At 58.2% G+C, this 20268-nt stretch carries 20 protein-coding genes; 15 read left to right on the top strand and 5 right to left on the bottom strand.

Going from position 1 to position 20268, the window contains the following annotated elements; all coding sequences use genetic code 11:
• Window positions 1-69 precede the first annotated feature (69 nt).
• Window positions 70-1506, bottom strand: a complete 1437-nt coding sequence (locus tag FIV03_RS22105) for a deoxyribodipyrimidine photo-lyase (protein WP_152510984.1) — start codon at window positions 1504-1506, stop codon at window positions 70-72.
• Window positions 1507-1908: 402 nt separating this feature from the next.
• On the opposite strand from FIV03_RS22105, the gene moaA reads away from it, so the two are divergent.
• The gene (gene moaA, locus FIV03_RS22110; protein WP_031268810.1) at window positions 1909-2898 is read left to right on the top strand and encodes a GTP 3',8-cyclase MoaA; all 990 of its coding nucleotides are present in this window, start codon (window positions 1909-1911) and stop codon (window positions 2896-2898) included.
• Between the two features lie 61 nt (window positions 2899-2959).
• On the opposite strand, the gene FIV03_RS22115 is transcribed toward moaA, so the two are convergent.
• Entirely contained in the window at window positions 2960-4198 is a 1239-nt protein-coding gene (locus FIV03_RS22115) for a multidrug effflux MFS transporter (protein WP_152510985.1), read from the bottom strand.
• Window positions 4199-4554: 356 nt separating this feature from the next.
• The gene (locus tag FIV03_RS22120) at window positions 4555-5709 is read right to left on the bottom strand and encodes an Mrp/NBP35 family ATP-binding protein (RefSeq protein WP_062488941.1); all 1155 of its coding nucleotides are present in this window, start codon (window positions 5707-5709) and stop codon (window positions 4555-4557) included.
• Between the two features lie 354 nt (window positions 5710-6063).
• Between FIV03_RS22120 and FIV03_RS22125 the strand changes: the two genes are divergently transcribed.
• The 8 genes from FIV03_RS22125 (at window position 6064) to glp (ending at window position 12719) form a co-directional block, all read left to right on the top strand.
• Window positions 6064-6744, top strand: a complete 681-nt coding sequence (locus tag FIV03_RS22125) for an SDR family oxidoreductase (protein ID WP_152510986.1) — start codon at window positions 6064-6066, stop codon at window positions 6742-6744.
• Between the two features lie 26 nt (window positions 6745-6770).
• Window positions 6771-7361 carry a GNAT family protein gene (locus tag FIV03_RS22130; protein ID WP_209009748.1) on the top strand — a complete coding sequence of 197 codons (591 nt, stop codon included), beginning with the start codon at window positions 6771-6773 and terminating at the stop codon, window positions 7359-7361.
• Between the two features lie 204 nt (window positions 7362-7565).
• Window positions 7566-8024, top strand: a complete 459-nt coding sequence (locus FIV03_RS22135) for a BLUF domain-containing protein (RefSeq protein ID WP_152506763.1) — start codon at window positions 7566-7568, stop codon at window positions 8022-8024.
• 137 nt (window positions 8025-8161) lie between these two features.
• The gene (locus FIV03_RS22140) at window positions 8162-9331 is read left to right on the top strand and encodes a benzoate/H(+) symporter BenE family transporter (RefSeq protein WP_152510988.1); all 1170 of its coding nucleotides are present in this window, start codon (window positions 8162-8164) and stop codon (window positions 9329-9331) included.
• Between the two features lie 67 nt (window positions 9332-9398).
• A complete protein-coding gene (gene fdhD / locus FIV03_RS22145) occupies window positions 9399-10277 on the top strand; it encodes a formate dehydrogenase accessory sulfurtransferase FdhD (protein ID WP_152510989.1) in 879 nt (292 codons plus the stop codon).
• Window positions 10274-10927 (top strand): molybdenum cofactor guanylyltransferase MobA, encoded by a 654-nt coding sequence (gene mobA / locus FIV03_RS22150; RefSeq protein ID WP_152510990.1) that lies wholly within the window; start codon window positions 10274-10276, stop codon window positions 10925-10927. Before fdhD ends, mobA begins: the two co-directional genes overlap by 4 nt.
• Window positions 10924-11445 (top strand): molybdopterin-guanine dinucleotide biosynthesis protein B, encoded by a 522-nt coding sequence (gene mobB / locus FIV03_RS22155; protein WP_152510991.1) that lies wholly within the window; start codon window positions 10924-10926, stop codon window positions 11443-11445. The genes mobA and mobB overlap by 4 nt, the downstream gene beginning before the upstream one ends.
• Window positions 11442-12719, top strand: a complete 1278-nt coding sequence (gene glp, locus FIV03_RS22160; RefSeq protein ID WP_152510992.1) for a gephyrin-like molybdotransferase Glp — start codon at window positions 11442-11444, stop codon at window positions 12717-12719. Before mobB ends, glp begins: the two co-directional genes overlap by 4 nt.
• A gap of 36 nt (window positions 12720-12755) precedes the next feature.
• On the opposite strand, the gene FIV03_RS22165 is transcribed toward glp, so the two are convergent.
• Complete coding sequence (locus tag FIV03_RS22165; RefSeq protein WP_152510993.1) at window positions 12756-13751, bottom strand: MBL fold metallo-hydrolase; 996 nt, start codon at window positions 13749-13751, stop codon at window positions 12756-12758.
• Window positions 13752-13928: 177 nt separating this feature from the next.
• Between FIV03_RS22165 and FIV03_RS22170 the strand changes: the two genes are divergently transcribed.
• The gene (locus FIV03_RS22170) at window positions 13929-14912 is read left to right on the top strand and encodes a LysR family transcriptional regulator (protein WP_209009750.1); all 984 of its coding nucleotides are present in this window, start codon (window positions 13929-13931) and stop codon (window positions 14910-14912) included.
• A 37-nt stretch (window positions 14913-14949) separates the two neighbouring features.
• Here FIV03_RS22170 and FIV03_RS22175 read toward each other — a convergent pair whose 3' ends face one another.
• Window positions 14950-15591, bottom strand: coding sequence for a glutathione S-transferase family protein (locus FIV03_RS22175; RefSeq protein ID WP_152510994.1), 642 nt, complete (start codon window positions 15589-15591; stop codon window positions 14950-14952).
• Window positions 15592-15777: 186 nt separating this feature from the next.
• Here FIV03_RS22175 and FIV03_RS22180 point away from each other — a divergent pair, with 186 nt between their 5' ends.
• The 5 genes from FIV03_RS22180 (at window position 15778) to FIV03_RS22200 (ending at window position 20263) form a co-directional block, all read left to right on the top strand.
• Window positions 15778-16191: a hypothetical protein gene (locus FIV03_RS22180; RefSeq protein WP_152510995.1), complete on the top strand. Its 414-nt coding sequence runs from the start codon at window positions 15778-15780 to the stop codon at window positions 16189-16191.
• A 263-nt stretch (window positions 16192-16454) separates the two neighbouring features.
• The gene (locus FIV03_RS22185) at window positions 16455-17231 is read left to right on the top strand and encodes an ABC transporter substrate-binding protein (protein ID WP_152510996.1); all 777 of its coding nucleotides are present in this window, start codon (window positions 16455-16457) and stop codon (window positions 17229-17231) included.
• A gap of 129 nt (window positions 17232-17360) precedes the next feature.
• Complete coding sequence (locus FIV03_RS22190) at window positions 17361-18074, top strand: ABC transporter permease (RefSeq protein WP_152510997.1); 714 nt, start codon at window positions 17361-17363, stop codon at window positions 18072-18074.
• A complete protein-coding gene (locus FIV03_RS22195; protein ID WP_152510998.1) occupies window positions 18071-18898 on the top strand; it encodes an ABC transporter permease in 828 nt (275 codons plus the stop codon). Before FIV03_RS22190 ends, FIV03_RS22195 begins: the two co-directional genes overlap by 4 nt.
• 198 nt (window positions 18899-19096) lie before the next feature.
• Complete coding sequence (locus tag FIV03_RS22200; RefSeq protein ID WP_152510999.1) at window positions 19097-20263, top strand: PLP-dependent aspartate aminotransferase family protein; 1167 nt, start codon at window positions 19097-19099, stop codon at window positions 20261-20263.
• The last annotated feature ends 5 nt before the right edge of the window (window positions 20264-20268 follow it).

The following is a 20268-nucleotide window of genomic DNA, read 5'->3' on the forward strand; positions in this document are numbered from 1 at the left end:
GTCCTTTGATTCCACCCGGCACATGTCGCCGGGACTTGCGCGCGGACGATACCGGTAGCACCGGCACCGTCAAGCGGCGTCTTGTCCCGCCTGCTTCACCGCTTCATAACCGTCGAGCGCTGCCTTGCGTGCCTTGGCATGGTCGACCAGCGGTTTCGGATAGGTCTCGCCAAGCGCGATACCGGCCTTTTTCAGGGTTTCGGCCGGGGCATCAAATGGCGCAAAGAGATAGTGCGTGTCCAGATCGCGCAGCTCTGGAACCCATTTGCGGATGTACACACCTTCCGGATCAAATTTTTCTCCCTGGGTAATCGGGTTGAAGACCCGAAAATAAGGAGCAGCATCAGCACCTGATCCTGCAACCCACTGCCAGCTTGCTGAATTGTTGGCAAGGTCCGCATCCACCAGCGTGTCACGGAACCAGGCCTCGCCATGGTGCCAATGAATACGCAGATGCTTGATCAGGAAACTCGCCACGATCATGCGCACCCGGTTGTGCATGTATCCGGTTTGCCAGAGTTCGCGCATGCCGGCGTCGACAATCGGATATCCCGTTTGTCCTTTCTGCCACTTCTCCAACTCGTCGCCCGGCTCCTGCCAGGGATAGGCATCAAACGTTGAACGCCAGTTGTCCGACGGCAATTTCGGGAAATGGTAGAGCAAGTGGTACGCAAATTCCCGCCAGGCAATCTCGGACAGGAATTTCATACCGTCACCGGCAACCGACGATTTCCGGTCCATTACCTTCTGCGTTGCATGCCAGATCTGTCGGGGTGAGATTTCGCCGAAGTGGAGATGCGGTGACAAGCGCGACACGTTCGGCAGATCCGGGCGATTGCGCAATGTGCCATAGCCCTTCAAGCCTTCCTCGAAGAAGCCGTCCAGCCGCTCCGCAGCACCGGCTTCACCGGGCTGCCAGCAATCCTCCCATCCCTTTGCCCAGTTCGGTTTCGTGGGCAAGAGGTCAAAGCTCTCAAGCGTTTCACCGCCATCGTAGTCCGCAAATTCCAGCTTCTCCGGTGCTGGCAAGGCGTCATCGATGGTCTTTTGCTGAGCAGCCTTCCAGAACGGCGAATACACCTTGAACGGGCCGCCGGATTTTGTCTCCAGTTCCCAGGGTTCGAACAAGAGGGACGCCTTGAAGCTTTTGACCTCAAACCCGTCTTCTTTCAGCACCTTCTTGAGATCGGTGTCCCGCTCGATTGCATGTGGTTCGTAGCATCGATTCCAGAAGACAGCCTCGGCCCCGACTTCCTTTGCGAGCTGTGGGATCAGGTGTCTCGCGCTCCCCTGCAGGAAGGTCAGACCTGGCAGATCCGCCTTCAATGACGCCAGACTGTGATGCAGCCACCAGAGGCTTGCCCCGCCAAGCGGGTGCGTATCACCGGCCTGCTCTGCTGGCTCAAGGATGAAAACCGGAAGGACACGTCCATTGCGGGCCGCCTCGAACAGGGCCGGATTGTCCTTGATGCGCAAATCCTGTCGAAACCAAACAAGTGTTGTCATGCTGCTCCTGCCGCTTGCTACAGCTCAGATACGCCGCAAAACACAATCGGATCAATGGTGTGCCGGATTTATTGGCTCCAATTCCGGGCGAGCGGCCAGTAAGGTGCCGCTCGCTGCATTGTGACCGGGCCATGCACTCGTCAGTGGGCGTTTCGATGCGGGCTCCCGGTCGCGCAGGCGAGCGAATTCCGGCATCTTTCCAATTGATTTGACAAGAGTACACTCACAAGTTTACCTGATGCCGTAAACCGGACATTTGCAGTCCGGTTTCAATTGATCTTGCCCGCATCGACGCCATATGATCTGGATAAGATAAAAATCGAGGGAGAGCGAAACGTGACAGACGGCAAGATTGTGGTCCCGGCACAAGCGGCAATCGGAAAAGCGGAATCACATGGTCCGATGATCGACCCGTTCGGCCGCGCCGTCACCTACCTTCGCGTCTCCGTGACCGATCGTTGCGATTTCCGTTGCGTGTATTGCATGGCGGAAGACATGACCTTCCTGCCCAAACGCGAAGTGCTCAGCCTTGAAGAGCTCGACCGCCTGTGCACTGCCTTCATCGAAAAAGGCGTCCGTAAACTGCGCCTGACCGGCGGTGAGCCGCTGGTCCGCAAGAATATCATGAGCCTTATCCGCAGCCTCGGCCGGCATCTGGACAGTGGCGCTCTGGAAGAGTTGACCCTGACCACCAACGGCTCGCAGCTCGCCCGCTACGCGCAGGAACTTTACGATTGCGGCGTGCGCCGGATCAATGTGTCGATCGATACGCTCGATCCGCAGAAATTCAAGGCAGTCACCCGCTGGGGCGACCTTGGCAAGGTCATGGACGGAATCCGCGCAGCGACTGCCGCTGGCCTCCAGATCAAGATCAATATGGTTGCTCTCAAGGACGTCAACGAGCATGAGATCGTGACAATGCTTGAGTGGTGTCATGAGCACGGTCATGACCTGACCCTGATCGAGACCATGCCTCTTGGCGAGATCGACGGCGACCGCACGGACCAGTATCTGCCACTTTCGACCGTGCGTGCACGCCTGGGCGAGCAGTTCACATTGACGGACATCCCCTACAAGACCGGCGGACCCGCCCGGTATGTGACCATCGAGGAAACCGGTGGTCGTCTCGGCTTCATCACGCCGATGACGCATAACTTCTGTGAAAGCTGCAACCGGGTGCGCGTCACCTGCACCGGCCAGCTATACATGTGCCTTGGACAGGAAGACATGTCGGATCTTCGCGCGCCTCTGCGCGCTTCGGAAGGCAACGACCTTCTGAACGATGCGATTGATGAGGCCATCGGACGGAAGCCAAAAGGGCATGATTTCGTGATCGACCGGAACCGCAACCAGCCTGCAGTTTCCCGGCACATGAGCGTCACCGGCGGTTAAACAGCCAAAACTTCAGTTACCCAGGCAGCGGCAAGTTCAGCGACCTTGAAAACCGGCAAAACTATTCTGCCGGAACGAGGTCGGCGCGCGTGGTGTAGAACCTGATGCAGACGGTCGCGATCAGGCTGCACCCGATGCCCAGTCCCATCATCAGGATCATGCCCCAGGGCGACGAGGCCAGCAGGCCATCGGCATAAAGCGAGGCGACGATGGATCCGGCCAGTGCGCCCATGGCGACCTGAAGTGACGCCGTGAGGCCGGAAGCAGCTCCCGTCAACTCAGGCCGCACACTGACAGCACCGGACAATGCACTTGGCAGGCAGACCCCATTGCCGAGACCAAGAAGGAACATCGGCAGGAAGAGGCTGGGTGCGCTCAACGCTCCGAAATAGGCAAACCCGGAGATAATTGCCACGCAGACAACGCCGATGAGAGTGCCGGACAGTATCATCGGAAACAGGCCAACTCGTTCGGCAAACCGGCCGGAGATGAAGTTTCCTGCGATATAACCGAGCGCCACGAACATGAAGTAGAACCCCATTTCCTGCGCACTCAGGGACAGGAGATCGGCGGCGATAAAGGGAGCCCCTCCCAGATAGGCGAAGTAGGCAAGCGCGTTGGACGCCGCTGTCAGACTGTAGCTCCAGTAGAGCGGCTCACGGCAGAGGGTTGCGTAGGACTTCAGGATCTGCCGCCCCCCGGCCGCTTTTCGGTTCAGGTGCGTTTCAGGCAAAAGCGCAATGCTTGCCCACAGAACCGCTACACCGAACATCAGCAGCAGCACAAACCCGCCCTGCCAGCCATAATATTGATCCAGAATTCCGCCGATTGCGGGTGCCACTGTCGGCATCACTGCCATGCCCATGGTGACATAGCCGATCATGCTGGCCGCCTGCTTGGGGCTGTAGAGATCACGCAGGATCGCACGGCCAAGAACCATTCCCGTACAGCCACCGGCTGCCTGAAGAACCCGGGCGGCGATCAAGGCTTCAATTGTTTGTGCGAACAGACAGAACACGCTGCCGATTACGAACAAAGCCATGCCGAGAATGATTACCGGCCGGCGGCCGAACTGATCCGACAAGGGCCCCCAGAACAACTGGGAAACCGCAACCGCGATGAAATAAGCGGACATCGACAGCTGGATCTCCCCCGCGGTTGCGGAAAAGACCACCATCATCCCTGCCAGGGACGGCAGGTATATCTGCATGGCGAGCGGGCTGACCGATGAAATCGCTACAAGCACCGCCAGGGATGGTTTGGCATCGGTGCTGGAAGTCTGAGTTCGGCTGGTGAGCATGCCCGGGTAGGAACCTTTTGGTTTTCACCCTCGCGGGCGATATATTCATGTTCGAATATATATTGGCCGCGTGATCCGGACGTGAAAACCTGAATTGTTACAGGCCCACCATCGAAAGACGGCGGAAACCGCTAATGTTTCCCCTCATTGGCTTTGAAATTGTTTCAACTTTTCAAGCTTGACCGGAGCCTTCGCAACGGGTGGAAATTGCTGCATTTCACGGATAAATCCGCGATCAACACCGCCAGTCCTGCAGCCAGGTAAACCCGGACGAAAAAAGGCCACAGCTCTCGCCGTGGCCAAAACTTGTCTCGTCGCCTAATCAGGAATTACTCAGGGATCGACCCTGCCCTGTATCAATCGAAGACGATGTTGGGGGCGGCTCGTGTGGGTTCCGCGCTCTCCCGATCAATGCTGTCGAGTACCTTGGCAGCAATGTCCTTGTAGATGCCTGCGACCGAGCCTTCTGGATCAGACACCACGACCGGTGTTCCGGCATCGGAGGTTTCACGGATCTTCATCGTCAAGGGAACTTCGCCCAGGAACGGAACGTTCAGCCGGTCCGCTTCCGCGCGCGCTCCACCATGGCCGAAGATATCATGGCGACCACCGCAATCGGGGCACAGGAAGTAGCTCATGTTCTCAACGATCCCCAGCACGGGAACATCGACACGTTTGAACATGTTGAGACCCTTGCGGGCATCGATCAGGGCAAGGTCCTGCGGTGTCGACACGATCACGGCTCCGGCCAGCGGCACTTGCTGAGCCATGGTGAGCTGGGCGTCGCCGGTTCCCGGTGGCATGTCGACCACAAGAACGTCAAGTTCGCCCCAGGCCACTTCGCGCAGCATCTGGGTAAGCGCGGAAATCACCATCGGTCCACGCCAGATCATTGGCGTTTCCTCTTCCACCATGAAGCCCATGGACATCACCTTGATGCCGTAGCCTTCCATTGGCTTGAGCATCCTGCCCGACAAAGCTTCCGGCCTGCCGGAAACGTTGAACAGCCGCGGCACCGAGGGCCCGTAGATATCAGCATCCAGGACGCCGACTTTCTTGCCGAGGGACGCCATCGCCAACGCAAGGTTCGCCGTGGTGGTGGATTTACCAACACCGCCCTTGCCGGACGCAACCGCGACAATGTGCTTGATGCCCGGCACACCCGGTTTTGCGGGAGCCTGCTCTTCCGCAGGTCGTCGAGGCTGCTGGGGGGCTGGTTTGGGAGCTGATTGTGGCGCCGCATTGCGAGCGCCACCCGCCGCACGTTCGGCAGTCAGCGCGACCATCACGGTTTCGACGCCATCCACTTCCTTGACCACCTTTTCAGCAGCCTGGCGCAGGGGCTCAAGCTCCTGTGCGCGTTCTGCGGGGACGGTGATGGAAAAAACAACACGGCCATCGGACACAAACACGTCCGAGACAAGGCCCAACGAGACGATATCGCCTTCAAGGTCCGGTCCCTTGATCTGCCTCAGTCGTTCCATGACTGCGCTTTTTATGGTGTCGGTCATCTTTCGGTCCTGTTTCGTACACCGGCCACTGTGTTCAACCGGCTATTTCCGGTGCGAACTCTAGTTCGCCGCTCCATTCAGGCAACCTGCCAAAATGAAGCACGGCGCGTTCCGGTTTCAGACCGCGAGTCATAGAAGGGGTGAGAATCCGACACAAGCCCTGCACAGTTGAAAGCTGCAAGCTTCAGAAGCCTTCATTGTTAGCGAAGGTGCCATGGTTGCTGCTGGATCTCCCGATTGTTACCCCTCCTCAAAGGGAGACAATGTTTTCGTTGAACAGCCAGACGGCCCGGTTAATTTGTTACGGCCCTACACAGCGTCCTTCCCAAGACATTCCAGCTTCAGGAATTTGACATGCCAACCTGCCTCATCACCGCAGCCAATCGCGGGATCGGTTATGAACTTGCCCGCGCCGCACTGGACAGTGGTTGGACCGTTTACGGCTCCGTCCGCACGCAGCAGTCCGCTGACGAGACAGCGGAACGGCTCGGCAAAGATTTTCATCCGCTGGTTTTCGACGTGAGAGACCATGCCGCCGTTCGCGCGGTCGCCCGCGACCTCGACACCCCGCTGAACCTTTTGATCAACAACGCGGGCATCATCACTCCGGAACGTCAAAGCGCACTGGATATGGATTTCGAGGGTTTTGCCGATACCCTGGCTGTCAACACCCTTGCACCTTTGGCGGTCTCGCAAGCTTTCCTGCCCCATTTGCGCCGGTCGGGATCCGGTCGAATCCTGACCATCTCCAGCCAGATGGCCTGGATGGGATACCGGAAGTCGGACACCCTCGCCTACCGAGCCTCCAAGGCGGCAGTAAACAAGGTCATGCAGGGGCTGGCGACCGATCTGGAACCGGAAGGCATTCCGGTCGCGCTGATAGATCCGGGCTGGGTGCGTACAGACATGGGTGGCCAGCTGGCAGACAATGACCCGGTGGATGTGGCGCGGGGCATTTTGAAGATTGCCGGTTCCCTGTCTGTTACCGATACCGGAAAGTTCTTCAAATGGAGCGGTGAAGAGCGCCCGTTCTGACCTGCCAATTCGACTGGAGACACATGATGGCCTGGCCTCTCCCCGTAACCCTGAAGGGCGGTACCGGCACACTTGCGCCCTTGAGCCTATCCCACGCCGCTGACCTGGCTGAAGCTGCCGCCGACGGCGAACTGTGGAAGCTTTGGTACACCAGCGTCCCGAAACCGGATGCCGTTCGGGTGGAAATTGAAAGGCGGCTGTCGCTTCAGGAAGCCGGCTCGATGCTTCCGTTCGCCGTGTTGACACCAACTGGCAAGGCCGTCGGCATGACCACCTATATGAATATCGATGCGGCCAACAAGCGCGTCGAAATCGGTTCGACCTGGTATCGCAAGGCGGTGCAGCGCACTCGCCTCAACACGGAATGCAAACGCATGCTGCTGGCACATGCATTTGAGGAACTGGACTGCATCGCGGTCGAATTCCGGACGCACTTCATGAATCGCCAAAGCCGCGCCGCCATCGAAAGACTAGGCGCCAAACTGGATGGTGTTCTGCGATCCCACCAGCGCTCGCCCAACGGAGCGCTCAGGGATACGGCGGTTTATTCGATTCTTCCTCACGAGTGGCCTGCCGTAAGAGCCAGTCTGGATTTCAAGCTCGAAGCTGGTGCCTGACCTCCTTATCCACACAAAGATGTGCGCACGTTGTTTTGCACAGTTTTCTTGTTCTGTTCACCGGGCTGCAAAGCACACTTTTGCGGAGGACTTGGCAACGCTTCGGTAACATGAAAAGCTCTTCTTCGTATTTGATTCAAATTTTAAGCAAATGTGAGGAATTGAAGCGCAGGCTGGTTTCATCGGCAAAAGGATGGACACGCCATGGAACTTTACCGCGCCTGCTACCGAAGCAAGATCAACTGGGGCAAGATGCGTCTGCCTCTGCCCGACGAAATCGACAAGACGTTGCTGCGTATTCGGCGGATCAACAGAAAGGCCGGCGTAACCGGTGCGCTTCTGCTGGTCGATCAGCACATCATCCAGGTTCTGGAAGGCCTGACCGGCCCGGTGCTTGATACCGTCTATTGCGTGATGAACGATCCGCGTCTTGAAGCCATCGAGGGCATCATTCACGAACCGGCGGATTTCCGGCTGTTCCCGAATTCACTGATGTTCTTCCGGGATCTGACCGATGGCCTGGCCGCTTCCAAGCACGACGTGCTGCGCCCCCTGCTTGACCATCCTGCCGACGTAACGCGGGAAGAAGCCTACCGGGCGTTCGGACATTTCGCGCAGGAACTTCAGGAAGGCCGCCTGACCAACGACATGTTGATGATCTGAGCCACTCCGGGTTTTCTGCCGCGGAGCCCCAGCTCATCTCATGTTTCGCAAAATTATCCGGTTCGTGGCCGCAAGGTCCTAGTCCGATTGCCAGGCATGCCGATATTGTGCGCCCTTGTTAACTGGGGGATTGCATCATGTCAGGCAGGTTCGCCGGCCTTCAGCCGGCATCAGCCGGCTTTCTTGCCGCCATTGTCGGCTTTGCAAGTTCATTCGCTATCGTCATTCAAGGGCTGACAGCAGCCGGCGCTTCCCCAGCCGAAGCAACCAGCGGCCTGATGGCGCTATCCATTTCCATGGGCCTTTGCGCGATCGTTGCCTCGCTCGCCACGAAGATCCCCGTTAGCATCGCGTGGTCGACACCCGGTGCCGCGCTCCTTGCGACAGCAGGCCCGCTCGAAGGAGGCTTTTCGGCAGCCGTTGGTGCTTTTCTGGTCTGTGGCGCGCTTATCGTACTTGCGGGCCTGATCAAGCCTTTCGGACGGGCGGTCGCGGCCATTCCGGCACCACTTGCCAACGCGATGCTGGCAGGGGTCCTGTTCGGACTGTGCCTTGCGCCGGTGAGAGCTGTCGCAGAACTGCCTTTCAGCGCGCTAGCCATCATTGCCGTCTGGGCGATCGCCCTGCGCTTTGTCAGGCTCTTCGCGGTTCCCCTTGCCATGGTCATGACATTCGCGATCGGCCTTTCGGGCAGCGGCCCGATCGACCTGAGCAACGTCCAGCCGATCACCGAACCAGTCTGGATCACGCCTTCGTTTTCCCTGGAAGCATTGATCAGTATCGCGTTGCCACTCTTCATCGTGACGATGGCGTCCCAGAACATCCCGGGGGTCGCCGTGCTGTCCGCCTATGGCTACCGCCCCAAAAGTGGACCGCTTTTCACTCTGTCTGGCGTCTTCAGTATGCTGTCCGCCCCATTCGGCGGACATGCGGTCAACCTTGCCGCCATCACGGCTGCAATGTGCGCGGGTGAAGATTCGCACAAGGATCCGGCAAAGCGCTACTGGGCGGCAGTGACCGCAGGTGCGGTCTACGTCCTGTTCGGCCTATTTGCAGGGCTGGTGATGGCCTTTGTCGCTGCCACGCCGACTATCCTGATCGAAGCCGTTGCGGGATTGGCCCTGCTGGGGGCTTTTGCCTTTTCCATCAGCGAAGCCACAAAGGCTCCCGCGGACAGGGACAGTGCCATCATTACCTTCATGGTGACGGCTTCCGGGGTTAGTTTCCTGGGTGTTTCGGGTGCATTCTGGGGGCTGCTGGCCGGCGGTGCCTTCATGGCACTTTCGCGAACCAAAACGGCAAAGTAACACCTTGCCCCGCGGCAATCGCGTCCCATAGTGTTGAGACAATCGAAGCAAATGGAGTCGTTTGCCTGTGTCAGGCTCATATGTGCTGCAACCCGACCCGGAAGATTCGCGTCTTTCGACATCCGTAACCGGTATCGATCAGGACGGACAACCGGTCGAAACGCGTGTCGTGACGGAAAAGCCTCTGACCCTCTACCTGAATTCTCAGGAAGTGGTCACCATGATGACCATTGGCGATCATCCGAACCTTCTCGCCGTCGGTTATCTGAAAAACCAGAACATGCTGGCCGAAGACGATGTCATCACCGGTATCGACCATGACGACGATCTGGATGTTGTGGTGGTTCGCACCGAGCGTGAGACCAATTTCGAGGAAAAGCTGAAGAAGAAGGTGCGCACCTCCGGCTGCGCCCAGGGCACTGTTTTCGGCGATGTCATGGACAGCTTCGATACCGTTCAACTCGCTGAGGACGCCCGTCTCAACACTTCCTGGCTCTATGCGCTGACCAAAACCATCAACACAACGCCTTCCCTCTATCTCGAGGCGGGGGCGATCCATGGCTGTGTTCTGTGCCAGCACGACCGTGCGCTGGTCTACATGGAAGATGTCGGTCGCCACAATGCGGTCGACAAGATCGCAGGCTGGATGGTCCTGAACAACATCCCCGCGCACGACAAGATCTTCTATACCACTGGCAGACTGACCTCCGAAATGGTCATCAAGACCGTGATGATGGGCATTCCGATCCTCGTGTCACGCTCGGGGTTTACCGCGTGGGGCGTCGAACTCGCACGCAAAGCCGGCCTTACGCTGATCGGCCGCGCACGCGGCAAGCGGTTCGTTGCCCTGTCTGGTCACGACAGGATCGTGTTCGACATGTCCGCAAGCGACGTGGAAGACGAGCCGGATACGGCCCGCCGAAAAGGGAGCGTCCCGGCAGAATGACCAGACACAAGAAGTCCCTTGAGAGCAACAAGGTGCTTGGCTGCGTACTTGCCGGCGGCCAATCCCGCAGAATGGGCGGCGGTGACAAGAGCCTGATGGATCTTGGCGGCAAGACGATGCTTGATATGATCCTCGCCCGCCTGAAACCACAGCTGCACGACATAATCCTGAACGCCAATGGTGACCCAGACCGGTTTGCGCGCTTTCAGCTGCCTGTTGCCGCAGATCCGGTAGGCGACTTCGCAGGGCCGCTGGCAGGTGTCCTTGCCGGCATGACTTATGCTCACAACGAGCGACCGGATATCAGCCATGTGATTTCGGTGGCCGGTGACACGCCGTTTTTCCCTACCAGCCTTGTCAGCCGGTTCTGTGCTGCAGTCCCCGGTGACAGACCGGTCATTGCCCTCGCCTCCTCTGAGGACAAGCTCCACCCTGTCTTCGGCCTGTGGCCTGTCAGCCTGAAAGCGGATCTCGAGGACTGGCTGCAATCCGGCAAGACAGGCAAGGTGCTTGCCTTTGTCGACTGTTACGACAGTGTCGAAGTCGCCTTCGATGCGGATCCTGACAGCGGGTTGGACCCCTTCTTCAATGCCAACAAACCTGATGACCTTTCGACTGTCAGAGACGCGCTGAGCTTACATTCCAGATGACCACCCCCCCTGTATTCGGCATCACCGGCTGGAAGAATTCCGGCAAGACACAACTCGTGGCGAGCCTCGTGGCCGAGTTCACCGCGCGGGGCCTGAAGGTTTCGACCGTAAAGCATGCTCATCACGGCTTCGATATCGACAAGCCGGGAACAGACAGTTTCCGGCACCGCGAAGCAGGTGCAGTGGAAGTTGCACTGGTGTCCGGACGCCGTTGGGCCTTGATGCATGAACTGAAAGAGGAAGACGAGCCGCCGCTGGAAGACGTTCTGGAGCGGCTTGCTCCTTGCGACCTGATCCTGATCGAAGGCTACAAGAGCGAACCCCATCCGAAGATCGAGGCACGCAGAACCGAGGCAAGCGAACGCGGCCCCCTTGCCGTTTCCGATCCGAATATTCTGGCCATCGCAACCGATCACGATTTACCGGACGAGGTGTTGCCGGTATTTCATCTGGATGACATTGCCGCCATGGCGAATTTCATCGAGACTCATCTCGGGCTGAAAAGGCCGACAACATGACCGGTAAACAGCTTCTGGATGACTGCTTCCTGCACGACAAGGACCGCTTGCGCCACCACGAGGCGCTGGAGATCCTGAAACAGCGGCTGCATTGCATTGCCGAGACCGAAACCGTGCCCCTGCAGGATGTCGCCGAACGCATCCTTGCAGATACGGTGACCGCTCCCCGCAATGTACCACTGGCCGACAATTCGGCCGTTGACGGTTACGCCTTCCGCAACGCCGATTTCGAGGAAGCCGGAGGGTTCTTCCGTCTGGAACAGAGGATAGCTGCAGGGCACGCGAGCAACGCCGATCTTGGCCCATGGGCTGCAGCCCGGATCTTTACTGGCGCGGTGATGCCACCCGGTGCGGATACGGTCGCCATGCAGGAAGATTGTGAAACGCACCAGCAGGATGGGCAGGACTTCGTGATTGTGCCGCAAGGCCTGAAAACGGGTGCCAACCGCCGCAAGGCGGGAGAAGACGTGGCGGAGGGAACGACGCTGCTGAGCCCCGGTCAGCGCTTGCGCCCGCAAGATATCGCGGCAATCGCGTCCACCGGACAGGCAGACGTTTCCGTTTACCGGAAACTGAAGGTGGCCCTTGTGTCGACAGGCGACGAGCTACGTCGGCCTGGCGACCTCATCACGCTCGGAGACGTTTACGATTCCAACCACTTTCTGCTGCGCAGCCTGTGCGCAACGCTGCCTGTCGAAATCGATGACCTGGGCATTCTGAAAGATGACGCCGACGCACTTGAAGAGGTGCTTTCGACGGCCGCAGCCAGCCATGACGTGATCCTGACCACCGGCGGGGCAAGCCGCGGCGAGGAAGATCACATGCTCAAGGTTCTGGACAAGATCGGAAAACGCCACATGTGGCAGCTTGCGATCAAGCCTGGCCGCCCGATGATGTTCGGAAATATCGGATCCTGCGTTGTCCTCGGACTGCCGGGAAACCCGGTTGCCGCGATGGTCTGTTTTCTGCTTTACGCACGGCCGGTCTTCAGCGTTCTTGGCGGCGGCGCCTTTCTGGAACCGCAGGCCTTTCAGGTTCCGGCAGCCTTCGAAGTTCCCAAGAAAAAGCCGGACCGCCGAGAATTCTACCGTGCCTATCTGAAGCCTCGTCCAGACGGATCACTTGCAGCGCATAAATTCCAGCGCGACGGATCCGGCCTGATCACTGGCCTGCGCGAGGCCGACGGTCTTATCGAAATACCTGAAGACGTGACCTCGATCCGCAAGGGTGAGCTGGTGTCCTTCCTGCCCTTCTCCGGGTTCGGACTGCGCTGACCCGGCAGCGTTGCCGGGCCAGCGAGAGGTTCTTTGTTAGTAGGCGTAGGGCCAGTTGGCCGGGACGAAGCGATAACCCTCGCCGTCCTTCGCAACGCGGCCCATGCCGGGGAACGGAATATGCGCGCCTGCAAAGAACAACTTGTCGGCGGCAGCCTGGTCCAGGAATGTCTTGCGCGTCGACACTGCCTGCCCTGGATCAATGTCGAACCCGATACCCCAGTCCGGCCGGTTGAACTGATAGACGGCCATATGGACGATATCGCCCGCAATCACGAGGGTTTCGCCGTTGCTGTCGAACAGATAGCCGGTATGCCCCGGCGTGTGCCCCGGAAGAGCCATCGGCCGGATGCCGGACAGAATTTCCTTGTCGCCGGAAATCAGGGTCTGGCTGTCCTTGTAGGCATCGGCAGCCTTGCGTGCACCGAGGAAGAACGGTTTGAACTGCTCGGGAGCGCCATTCATTGCCGCATCATCGAACCAGAAGGCCTTGTCCACCTCCGGGAGGATCAGTTCCGCATTCTTGAACACCTTGTTACCGTCACCATCGATCACGCCGAAGAGGTGGTCCGGATGCATGTGGGTGATCAACAGCGCGTCCACCTGATCGGGCGATACACCTGCGGCTGCCAAGGCATCCGGCAGACGCCCCATGGTCGGGCCCAGAGCATCCGAAGTGCCAGCATCGACAAGGATCAGCCGGTCACCGGTGTTGACGAAGTAGGCATTGACGGGAATACGCAACGCCTCACCTTCAACCATGGCTGCATCTCTCAGGCGCTGCCCTTCTGATGCGTCGTAGCCGATCACCAGTTCCGGCGTGACATCGAGATACCCGTCGAGCAAGGCGGTGATTTCAAGATCGCCGACCTTGTAGCGGAGTGCGCCTGCCATCGGCTTTCCGGCCTGATCGACAGCGGCCTCTGCGGGTGCGGAAAGAAAAGTGACACCACCGGCAGCGGCGAGCGCCCCTGCCCCGGCAGCCGCACCGAGCAGCGAACGTCTGGAAACGGAAATCTGTGAAGTGGTCATAATTGGCCTCCCGGCTCGACCTGATGGAAAACTTTGACGCTCGAACCGTTGGACCGGTCCGGCAGCCCTAAAAGTGTTTCATTGGCTTTGTTTTTAAAGCGGCCAATATCTTATATTACTCATAATCCGTGCTTATGTATGAGGTCGCTCCTCACTCGCTCTCCAACCGGTACCGCCATGGACAAGCTTTCCTCCCTTTCCGGCTTTGTGCAGGCCGTCAATCTCGGCAGCTTCTCAGCAGCTGCAAAACTTCTCGGCATCTCGCAACCTGCCGTCAGCCAGCAGGTTCGGGCGCTTGAAGACGATCTGGGCATCAGACTGCTGAACCGGACCACACGTCAACTCAGCCTGACGGAAGCCGGGGAACGCTATTATGCCTATGCAAGGGATATTCTGGAGCGCCTGGATGAGGCCGACCGCTCGGTTCAGAGCGAGGAGGCCCAGATGTCCGGGCCGCTATCGGTGGGGCTGCCTCTTGGCTTCGCGGAAACCATCCTTTCGGACTTCCTGATCCGCTTCAAGAAGGATCACCCCGGTATCCTGCTGGATGTGTCGTTGTCCGACCAGTTTGTCGATGTCATCCAGCAACGACTCGACGTGGCAATCCGCATGGGCGAGATCGAGGACGACCGGCTGATTGTCCGAAGGCTCGGGCTTGCTCAGCGCTGCCTGGTGGCATCACCAGCCTATCTGGATAAGCGTGGACGCCCTGTCCATCCCGACGAGTTGCCCGATCACGATTACTTGCTTTACAAGAATATCGCGACCGGGAACCGGGTTCCGTTCATCAGTCCGATCGGTGAAAAGCTGTCTATCAAGATCACGCCGACAATGCTGGTCAACAACTCTTCGACCCTGCGCCGTGCGGCACTCGCCGGTCTCGGAATTGCGCTCTCCAATCGCTGGCTGATCGAGCCGTACCTGCGAACGGGAGACCTGGAAGTGGTGCTGCCACAATGGCAATACCCGCCGCACCCCGTCCATGCGGTCTATCCTTCCAATCGGTTCATTCCGCTGAAAGTGCGCCGGTTCGTCGACAGCCTTTATAGCTTTTTCGAAGACGAAGGCGCGTTCCAATACGCTGGCAAACCCGCTTCAGGCAGCAGTGATTTTCAGCAAAGTGAGGACACTGCGTTGGCCGGCAACGCGGTTACGGCCTGATGGCCACCCGGCGGCTGACGCCGGGCAGACAGGAACCTCACTCGGTATCGACGACCCAGGTTTCCTTGAGTGCAGCCACTTCCCAGACTTTCCAGGCCTCGGTTGCCTTCATGGCTTCGCTGTATTTGCTCACCACAGGGTCGTTGGTTAGCTGGTAGGTCTCGAAACGGCTGACGACGGGTGCATACATGGCGTCGGCAATCGTGAAATCGCCAAACAGGAAAGGACCTCCTGACGCTTCCAGGCATTCTTTCCAGACGGTCACGATGCGGTTGACCTCACCCTCAACAGCGTCGCTGACGGCATTTGCCGCTACAGGCCGCTGCATGTTCATGGAACATTCGCTGCGAAGAGCGGTAAAACCGGAATGCATCTCCGCCGAGATGGACCGTGCCCAGGCGCGTTTGGCCTTGTCCTCTGGCCACAGGCCTTTGTCCGGAAAGCAGTCGGCGACATATTCCAGGATCGCCAGGCTGTCCCACACCGTCAGGGTGCCATCCTTGAGCACCGGTACTTTTCTGCTTGGTGAAAATGCCGCGAATTCTGGATTTCCATTCTCGAAATCGAAAGGAACCAGGGTCTCCCGGAAGGGAATATCCTTATGCCTGAGAGCGATCCACGGTCTGAATGACCAGGAGGAGTAGTTCTTGTTTCCGATGAAAAGTTCGTAGTCCGACATTGCAGGGCCCTTTTCCGAAACCCGGCAGAAATAACCATGTGTCACCGGGTAGTCTTTTCCTAGGAAGTTCGGCTTCCAGCATCAAATTCAATAAGTTCATGAGATTCATCAGGGTTTTTAATATCTCCTCTCGGCACTATTTTTGCTTGCATATTTGGCAATGCTTGCAGCCAGAAAGAGGATCCGATGACATCTGCTCTGCCGCCCACGCCTTCCGTGTCGCCGCAATCCGCCAGGGCGCTCCAAAAGCAGCCGAGCGAAACCGAAAGCCGGTTTCTGCAATTCCGCAGCATTCTTGCGGAACAATATGCAGATTGGCGTGAATTGCCTGAAGAAGAGCGAATTCGGCACAAGTATCTTGAAGATCACGGGCTGACCGAACTCGGTCTGGACAACCTTTCCCCCAGAAACAGGGCTGTTCACGAAGAAAAGATCGCCGAATTGACGAAGCAGCCGGTTGTTTCGCCGACACCCTATCGTGGGGCCGATGCAGGGGACGCGCTTTCCCGACCGGTGATTACCCTGCAATCCGTTCTCGACGTTCACGACGCTTCCCAGGAAGCTGAAGCAGCAGAAGCAACAGCCGACTCAAAGGCCTGATTTCCGCCCTTCGGCCGACATTCGTTTAAGGGTGGCATGCTTCTACGGCACAAGAAACGGTCTCAGGGAACAGTCAGGTTTCCACAATGACTTGACGCTTCCCCAACGACATGCCGGAAAAATTGAAAATTCGGCGAAATCACGCTGTGTTTTTTTCGTAGGCATGCTTGAAATTTGAACCGAAGTGTATGGAATAGAGCGCTCGGGCAAGAAGGCGGGACGAACCCGCTTGCGCCGCGAAGAAGATATTAGGGGAACAAAATATGCGTGTATTGCGTATGGCTGCGGCCGCAGTAGCAGTACTGGCTGCCGTGAGTGGCGCTGAGGCGAAAGACTGGTCAAAGGTGCGTATCGGCACCGAAGGCGCTTATCCTCCGTTCAACTCCCTGACCGCAGACGGCCAGCTGGTTGGTTTCGACATCGATATTGCCAAGGCACTCTGCGAAGAAATGAAAGTCGAGTGCGAATTCGTTACCCAGGATTGGGACGGCATGATCCCTGCCCTGCAGGCCGGCAAGTTCGACGCCGTGATCGCTTCCATGTCGATCACCGAAGAGCGCAAGGAAAAGGTCGACTTCACCAACAAGTACTACAACACCCCGCCGGCAATTGCCGTGCCGAAGGATTCCGCTCTGACCGGTACGTCGGATGAAGACCTCAAGGGTGTCGCACTTGGTGCACAGTCCTCCACCACCCACTCCAACTATGCTGAAGAAAAGCTGCCGTCCGCAGACCTGAAGCTTTATCCGACGCCGGATGAATACAAGCTCGACGTTGCCAGCGGCCGTGTCGATGCCGTCATTGACGACGTTGTGGTTCTGTCCGATTGGCTCGCGACCGATGACGGTGCCTGCTGCAAGCTGCTGGGCACCCTGACGCCGGACCCGGTGATCAACGGTGAAGGCGCCGGCATTGCCATCCGCAAGGACGACGGCGAGTTGAAGGAAATGTTCAACAAGGCCATCGAAGGCATCCTGGCGAACGGCAAGTACAAGGAAATCAACGACAAGTACTTCACGTTCGACGTTTACGGCGGCTGATTAGCCTCCAGTTGATCGCATTCCGGTGCAGCGCGCCCTGTGCGCTGCACCACCTGCAGGGAAAAATCCCGCAGTACGGCCGGAGGGGCGGCCGGAATAACAACGACAAACAGAAAGAAGCGCCGGCTTATGAATGAAGCTTTGACGCTACTCTCCTTCGGACCAGAGGGTTGGGGAGACGAAATTGCCTGGGGCGTGGTTGTAACCGTCTGCTTGGCAATAGTGACTTTGCCGTTCGGATTGTTTCTGGGATTTCTGATTGCGCTTGCGAAAAAGTCATCGGAACCCAGCTTGCGCCTGGCGGCCAATATCTACACCACTCTTTTCCGGGGCTTGCCGGAACTGCTGACCTTGTTCCTGGTCTACTTCGGACTACAGATCGCGATACAGGTCTTGCTGAAGATGGCCGGCTTCGACTTCTATTTTGAAGTCAATTCGTTTATCGCCGGTGTCATCGCACTCTCCTTCGTCTTTTCTTCCTACGCTTCCGAGGCGTTTCTTTCCGCCTTTCGCGGGATCCCGCAGGGACAATACGAAGGCGGATATGCGCTTGGACTGTCGAAAGGCAAAACCCTTCGACTGGTAGTACTGCCGCAATTGATCCGGCTCGCGCTGCCCGCACTTGGAAACAGCTGGCTCGTCCTTCTCAAGGACACCTCGCTCGTTTCCGTGGTCGGCTTGTCTGACGTGATGCGCCAGTCCGGGATCGCCGCAAGGGTGACCAAAGAACCCTTCATGTTCTTTGGCATCGCCTGCCTGATCTACCTGGTCCTGGCAATGATATCGTCCACCGGTCTCGTGCGCATCGAGCGCTGGAGCAAACGCGGAGATACGGCACGATGATCTCCGCGAACCCCGCCACAGGCATGAAACGGCCGCCCGCACCGCCCCGGGGTTGGACCAAGACACGAATTCTCGGCCATGTCCTCATGGCACTCTGGATCGTCTCTGGTGCCTGGCTGCTCTACTATCTGGCGATAAACGTCGCCAGTCCGTTCGTGCTGAAGTATTGGCCCGAGTACCTCAGCGGTTTTCTGGTCACCCTTCAGATCGTCGGCCTGTCGTTGCTGATTGGTGCGGTGCTGAGCGTTCCCATCGCAGCTGCACGGGCGTCGAAATGGTGGCTTTTGTCGAAGCCGGCCTATTGTTTCGTCTATTTCTTCCGCGGCACACCGCTGCTGGCACAGACCTTCCTTGTCTACTATGGCGCAGGCACCTTCCAGGCACAGCTGGAAGCGGTCGGCCTGTGGGGTCTTTTCCGGGAGGCCTGGTTCTGCGTGATCTTCGCGTTTTCACTGAATACATCCGCGTACCAGGCCGAGATCCTGCGCGGCGCCATTCAAAACGTGCCCAGAGGTCAGTGGGAAGGGGCTGCTGCTCTCGGCCTCAACAAGCAGATTACCTTCTTCAAGATCATCCTGCCGCAGGCACTGATCGTTGCTCTGCGCCCCTATGGCAACGAGATCATTCTCATGCTCAAGGGTTCCGCCATTGCGGCAATCGTGACGGTGTTCGATCTGTTTGGAGAAACCAGACGGGCCTACTCGAGATCGTATGATTTCCAGGCCTACATCTGGGCAGCGGTGATCTACCTGTTCCTGGTGGAGATGCTGCGCCGCCTGTGGGACAAAATCGAAGCACGCCTGACGCGTCACCTGATACGCTGAGCAGACCTTCAGCGTTCGAAATGCTTGGGCCGGGCTTTTTCAAGTTCCGGCCCGTTTTTCTGTTACCTGTCCCGCGTTCTCCTTCTCGATATTCCTTTGGACGCAAGTCGGCACCGCTCTCCGAAATGGTTTGATTTCATTTGATTATCCAAGCGGACGGCGATACCCCCAAGGGACACCCATTCACGGAGCTCTCCCATGCCGAAAACGCCCTCCATTGCCCATGGCCTTCACCTCGACAGCCTGCTGGCCCATGGCGGCGGCGGTTTTGATGCAGCAACAGGCGCCGTCGTGCCGCCGATACAGACTGCAACCACATTCGTGCGTGACGAAAACTATGAGCTGGTCAACCCGGGGCATCTCTACAGCCGTGACGACAATGCGCTTTTCAAGAAGACCGAAAAACTGATCGCCGCTCTTGAAGAGGGAGAAGACAGCCGGCTGTTTCCATCCGGCATGGCTGCCGTCGCCGCCGTTGCCCGCATCGTCAAGCCAGGCGGCACACTGCTTGCCCAGTCCGGCATTTACTGGGGTACCACGTTGTTCCTGCGCAAGATGTGCGCACGCAACAACATTGCTCTCGTAGAAGCTGATGCAAGCGACCTTCAGTCCTTCCAGGACGAGATAGCCGTCACCCGCCCGGATCTTGTCTGGCTTGAAGTACCCAGCAATCCATTCTTGAAGGTTGCCGACATCAAGAGCATTGCCAACCAGTGCAAACAGGCGGACGCCCTGCTTGCCGTCGATGCGACTGCCGCAACACCGCTGATCCTCAAGCCTCTGTCGCTCGGAGCGGACCTGGTGATGCATTCGGCGACCAAGACCCTCAACGGTCATTCAGACCTTCTGGGTGGCGTCGTCACGACCGACAATGCCGGCAGCGAAGCGTGGGCATTTCTGACCGAGGAACGCAAGTTGGCCGGCGCCGTGCTCGGCTCGTTCGAAACCTGGCTTTTGCTCCGGGGCCTCAGGACACTTGCCTTGCGTGTGGAGCGCATGAACAGATCGGCACAGGTTTTCGCGGAACACTTCGAAAACCATCCGAAAGTGGAAGCCGTGCTTTATCCCGGCGTCAAGAGCCACCCGCATCACGAACTTGCAAAAAGCCAGATGACCGGCGGTTTTGGCTCGCTGATGTCCATACAGGTCAAGGGCGACAAAACAGCGGCCTTGAACGTCACCGGTGCGCTTGACCTGTTCCAGCGAGCGACATCCCTCGGTGGCACCGAGAGTCTTGTCGAGCATCGTTTCACCATCGAAGGCGAAGGCTCCGGGATTCCGGAGAATCTGTTGCGGCTGTCCATCGGCATCGAGCATTGCGACGACCTGATTGCGGACATGGAGCAGGCTCTCGCTGCAATCTGACGTCT

The sequence above is a fragment of the Labrenzia sp. THAF187b genome (genome assembly GCF_009363375.1).
Lineage (GTDB): Bacteria > Pseudomonadota > Alphaproteobacteria > Rhizobiales > Stappiaceae > Roseibium > Roseibium algicola.

Excerpts from the sequence above, each read along its gene's own strand:
- FIV03_RS22125 (WP_152510986.1), top strand. The coding sequence starts at position 6,064 with ATGCCAACCTGCCTCATCACCGCAGCCAATCGCGGGATCGGTTATGAA.
- FIV03_RS22140 (WP_152510988.1), top strand. The coding sequence starts at position 8,162 with ATGTCAGGCAGGTTCGCCGGCCTTCAGCCGGCATCAGCCGGCTTTCTT.
- FIV03_RS22130 (WP_209009748.1), top strand. The coding sequence starts at position 6,771 with ATGGCCTGGCCTCTCCCCGTAACCCTGAAGGGCGGTACCGGCACACTT.
- mobB (WP_152510991.1), top strand. The coding sequence starts at position 10,924 with ATGACCACCCCCCCTGTATTCGGCATCACCGGCTGGAAGAATTCCGGC.
- FIV03_RS22180 (WP_152510995.1), top strand. The coding sequence starts at position 15,778 with ATGACATCTGCTCTGCCGCCCACGCCTTCCGTGTCGCCGCAATCCGCC.
- FIV03_RS22170 (WP_209009750.1), top strand. The coding sequence starts at position 13,929 with ATGGACAAGCTTTCCTCCCTTTCCGGCTTTGTGCAGGCCGTCAATCTC.
- moaA (WP_031268810.1), top strand. The coding sequence starts at position 1,909 with ATGATCGACCCGTTCGGCCGCGCCGTCACCTACCTTCGCGTCTCCGTG.
- FIV03_RS22195 (WP_152510998.1), top strand. The coding sequence starts at position 18,071 with ATGATCTCCGCGAACCCCGCCACAGGCATGAAACGGCCGCCCGCACCG.
- FIV03_RS22175 (WP_152510994.1), bottom strand. The coding sequence starts at position 15,591 with ATGTCGGACTACGAACTTTTCATCGGAAACAAGAACTACTCCTCCTGG.
- FIV03_RS22190 (WP_152510997.1), top strand. The coding sequence starts at position 17,361 with ATGAATGAAGCTTTGACGCTACTCTCCTTCGGACCAGAGGGTTGGGGA.
- FIV03_RS22165 (WP_152510993.1), bottom strand. The coding sequence starts at position 13,751 with ATGACCACTTCACAGATTTCCGTTTCCAGACGTTCGCTGCTCGGTGCG.
- FIV03_RS22105 (WP_152510984.1), bottom strand. The coding sequence starts at position 1,506 with ATGACAACACTTGTTTGGTTTCGACAGGATTTGCGCATCAAGGACAAT.
- mobA (WP_152510990.1), top strand. The coding sequence starts at position 10,274 with ATGACCAGACACAAGAAGTCCCTTGAGAGCAACAAGGTGCTTGGCTGC.
- FIV03_RS22115 (WP_152510985.1), bottom strand. The coding sequence starts at position 4,198 with ATGCTCACCAGCCGAACTCAGACTTCCAGCACCGATGCCAAACCATCC.
- FIV03_RS22185 (WP_152510996.1), top strand. The coding sequence starts at position 16,455 with ATGCGTGTATTGCGTATGGCTGCGGCCGCAGTAGCAGTACTGGCTGCC.
- FIV03_RS22120 (WP_062488941.1), bottom strand. The coding sequence starts at position 5,709 with ATGACCGACACCATAAAAAGCGCAGTCATGGAACGACTGAGGCAGATC.
- FIV03_RS22135 (WP_152506763.1), top strand. The coding sequence starts at position 7,566 with ATGGAACTTTACCGCGCCTGCTACCGAAGCAAGATCAACTGGGGCAAG.
- glp (WP_152510992.1), top strand. The coding sequence starts at position 11,442 with ATGACCGGTAAACAGCTTCTGGATGACTGCTTCCTGCACGACAAGGAC.
- FIV03_RS22200 (WP_152510999.1), top strand. The coding sequence starts at position 19,097 with ATGCCGAAAACGCCCTCCATTGCCCATGGCCTTCACCTCGACAGCCTG.